The 3,891-nt window shown below is 59.2% G+C and carries 3 protein-coding genes; 1 reads left to right on the plus strand and 2 read right to left on the minus strand.

Going from position 1 to position 3,891, the window contains the following annotated elements; translation table 11 throughout:
* Positions 1 to 1,291: 1,291 nt before the first annotated feature.
* Together HV670_RS29500 and HV670_RS29505 are read right to left on the minus strand one after the other, a co-directional pair.
* The gene (locus HV670_RS29500; RefSeq protein ID WP_175108466.1) at positions 1,292 to 1,642 is read right to left on the minus strand and encodes a response regulator; all 351 of its coding nucleotides are present in this window, start codon (positions 1,640 to 1,642) and stop codon (positions 1,292 to 1,294) included.
* A 496-nt stretch (positions 1,643 to 2,138) separates the two neighbouring features.
* Positions 2,139 to 2,819 (minus strand): tetratricopeptide repeat protein, encoded by a 681-nt coding sequence (locus HV670_RS29505; RefSeq protein WP_246258115.1) that lies wholly within the window; start codon positions 2,817 to 2,819, stop codon positions 2,139 to 2,141.
* Between the two features lie 64 nt (positions 2,820 to 2,883).
* Here HV670_RS29505 and HV670_RS32520 point away from each other — a divergent pair, with 64 nt between their 5' ends.
* Entirely contained in the window at positions 2,884 to 3,168 is a 285-nt protein-coding gene (locus HV670_RS32520; protein WP_175108465.1) for a hypothetical protein, read from the plus strand.
* The last annotated feature ends 723 nt before the right edge of the window (positions 3,169 to 3,891 follow it).

Here is a 3,891-nt window from a genome sequence, read left to right on the forward strand (position 1 = left end):
CACGCATGCGGCCAGTCGTATTGAAGAGCTGCTGCCGCATCAGTGGCGACCATCGGCATCGAACTGATTCGATTGCCCATCGACTTCAAGATGGGTTCGCCGGCCGCATACAAATTTGTTCGACGTGTACTACTGCCAACACCCGGACGAGATTGCGCAAGCGCGCCTCGACGCCCTCGAGTCGAAGTAACACACTTTCCTCTGGAGTGGCTGGCGGTGGGCACTAAGGTCGCACTAGACGATTTCCGGACCGGTTAGTCCAACCTTGCTACTTTGTGCGGTTTGCCATCAGCACACTAAAGATTGACAAGTATGCCCGCACGAAGGGCACGTAATGACGGAATCCAACGCAACCTCGCTCACTGCTGCACCTGCTGGACAACATGTTCGTCGTCGGCATGGCGGCCGGCCTCGGACTCAGTCAAGCGGATTGATGGCGAACGCGCTAGACATGCTTACCGACGCGTATCTTTGTCGACGTCATACGACGCCTTCTTTTCGGCACTGAGCCGCTTGGCGCGGCGATGATTGCATCCTCCCTGCTGTCGCTTTGCGTGAACGTTACCGTGACGTAACCGGCAATGGCAAGTCCTGCCAGCGGGTCGGCGTAGCGCTAACCGGTGAGGAGGAAGCGGTCGAGCTTTGGCACCAAGCCAGCGACTCGACGAGGACGGCACCATCGTCTCGGGGCACTGACGCGCCCGGCCGGGCTCGCAGCAACGGGTGGGATTGGCTCAAGTTCGGGCGGCCTGAAGTCATTGTTCGAAGCGGCTGGGAGTCATCAAGGCGCCTGGCACCGCGCTCGCTGCCGCCGGAGAGGGTGGACCGCATTCTTCGTCCATCTGACCTGGGTTGATGGGCGCGAGGGGTCTCTGGGGAGCCACGGCGGCGGACGATTGAATCTATCCTTGCACACTGACGCGGCGAACAGCACGCTGTACGGCTAATCGCAGGTTCGAATTTTCCTGTGCCAATCCGGGGCGTAGAACATTTCAACGACAGCGCGATGCGACCGCGCTCCGGCTGCACGAGGAACGCACCGATGACTACTGGTCCGCCCCGACGAACGACGGCTGAAACCGGGACAACCGACGGTTCCGTCATTTACGTGGTCGATGACGACGCGGCAATCCGGCAAGCCCTCGGCGCGCTTATGCGCTCCGTGGGCTTCCGCGTGGAAGTGTTCGAGTCTCCTGACGAATTTCTCAAATTTCCTCACTACGCTGGGCCGAGTTGTCTCATCCTCGACGCGCGACTCCGCGGAAAACGATGAAGCCATCCGGTCGACGTCTTAAGGACGCTTGTCGAGAATGCCTGCCAGCGCGTTTATCGAGACCGGCTTGAGCAAATACCCATCGAAGGCATAACCCTCCAACTCAGCGTCGGCCTCGTGGGTGCCTGTCAACGCGTAGATGAGGGCGCGGTCCGTCCCCTCGGCATTGCGCAGTGCTCGAAGCACTTCTATTCCCGTCATATCGGGCAAACCCAAGTCCAGAAACACAACATCCGGCTGTTCTTCACGGGCAGCCTGAAGCCCCTCTGAGCCGTTGTAGGCCGCTCGTGCCACGTGACCCAGAAGAAAAGCCAACTCCGCCAAAATGTCGGCAACGTCTTGATTGTCATCAACGAATAGGACTTTCATATCTTGGCGTCCCGAGTTGCCGTTATCTTTCACCGTATGCGACCAGCGGGCCGCCAAAGCGGGTAACCACGCCTAGACCCGCCAGTCTGGCTGTCTTGGCGACGAACCCGAGTTCACAGAGTTCTGTGGAAGGCTGCGAGCCCCATGGTTGCCGAAGATGCCGACATTTGCGGGGGGCAGCGTCGGCCCGTCAGAATGGTTGCCTTCAAGGACCGCCGCCTTCGAGATTCACCCAAACCTTAGGATGTCTATTCGTCTGAAAGCTCGCGCTGTTCTTCTGCGTGCCATCAGTTCATGCGCTAGCGACATTACCAAGGCGATGTAGATAGGCGTGGCTGGACACTCTGAGTACACAGACGGAGTGAAAGATAATTCGATTTCTCCTCGATAATATATTGCCTCGCGACTCAAGGAATTGGTACTTTGCAGCGGTTGCTTCGCAATAACCTTTGATGTACGGCTTCGAAACCGACGGCATCAGTCTCTTCTGGGGTATTCAGATGCTCAGCCGGCGATAGGCGCTCAGGTGGCGCACGAAGCCCTGCTTGTCACCAAGCGAGTCGCGAAGTATGGCAAGGTTGTGATGCGCATCGGCGTAGGACGGATTGAGTTCAAGACAGCGCTCGTAGCACTGTATGGCGTCATTCAGTCGACCAAGCCCCTCAAGGGCGACGGCTCGGTTGAAATGCAACACTGCGTCATCAGGAAAAAGCGCCAGAGCCTGGTCGAAGACGCGAAGCGCGTCTTCGCATCGCCCTTCGTCCTCGCAGAGCAGTGCACCTAAGTCGACGTACGCCTCGTAATACGGCTCGGGCGAGAGTTCCAACGCTCTCCGGTACGCCTGCTCCGCACCTTTGACGTCGGACTTCATCAGCTGCTCGCCAAGGTCGTACCACTCCGCCGCGTGAAGTGCCGCTTCCTTCTTGCCCGGCCTTGTGTCGAGGAAAACGACCTCTCCCTTGATTTCAGCGACTTCAAAGTCGAGAAGGAGCTGCCCGGTAATGGCGTCCCATTGGGATGACCCAGTCTTGACTGCAATGGTCTCGCCGAGTGCCGTGACCCGGATGCCCGAGAGAGGAAGTTCATCCGGCAACTCAGCCCTTAGCCGCGAGAGCGCGTGAACTATCTTCCGCGGGGGTATGCCCAGCCGTACGATTCTGCGTCTGGCTATCCATATGGATACCCGTCGGGACCCGTTTACGCCCCTGCGTTCGGGACGATCAATATGTGGGATGGATGGGGTGGAGACCACCATTGGCGCGGTCATGAACACTGGCATGGCGGTGGACACGGCGGACATGAGGGTGGCGGACACGGTGGTGGTGGCGGGCACGGTGGTGGCGGACACGGGGGAGGTCACTAAAAGCAACCGTGACAAGCATCGCTTGTTCCTCTTTCCCGAGGCGACCTCAACGGCTTGTTCGAGTTCGCTGTCCCGCCAACGCTTTCCAGCCCCGCCACTGAACGCTACGCACATTCATACGCTTGAGCGCGAGATGCTTCTCGCGCTCAGCGCGCGCGGGTGATCCGACGCGCTCCACACGCGAGCCCGACGTGGAGGCAATCCGCTCCGTGAACCCGCCCGGTATTGCGTTCCTCGTCATCAGGTTCACGTCGCTATGGATGCTGCTTAGTGCGCTTCTTTGTGACCCACGTGCGCAGCGGGGAGATGCCACTTCCGCACCGGTTGCTGACCCCGACGATGAGCCTCGCCGCGAGGACGAACGATTGCGCGCAGTGGCCTGCGTGTCCCGCCGCGAGCCGCTGCTGCTGTACTCATCGCGTCGACCTCCTCGCGACTGTCGCATGAGACGGAGAGCGTCACAGCCGACCGCTCGCCCGCCCGCCAGCAAGAGGCAGTCGGGCGTTACGTTTTTCCCATTTCTCGCGCAGAAAATGTACTGCGCAGGTGCTAGCCGCTGCTCCTGCGCTTAACCGTTTTCGTCAGCCTTCGTCGACCGGCCTCATGCCGACGGGGATCAGGAAACGTTGGGCGTCAAAGAACGCATGACCCAAGCCGGTCAATCTCAATTGCAGCCGAAGTGACGCGGTACACGACGATGCAGTTCGAATGCGCGACGCGCAGAACTGATTTACGTCGAACGCGCCGGTACCCCGCCTGTAGGGAAGGAAGTTCGACTAAGCCGCCACTGATCGGTAAAAGTCCATGATGCCGGCTAGCCCTTCGGGATCTTAGAAAAAACCTATGTGATCGATAGAAACTATTACATTACAGGATAAATAGTGAG

Origin of the sequence: Pararobbsia alpina (assembly GCF_902859895.1) — a bacterium.
GTDB lineage: Bacteria > Pseudomonadota > Gammaproteobacteria > Burkholderiales > Burkholderiaceae > Pararobbsia > Pararobbsia alpina.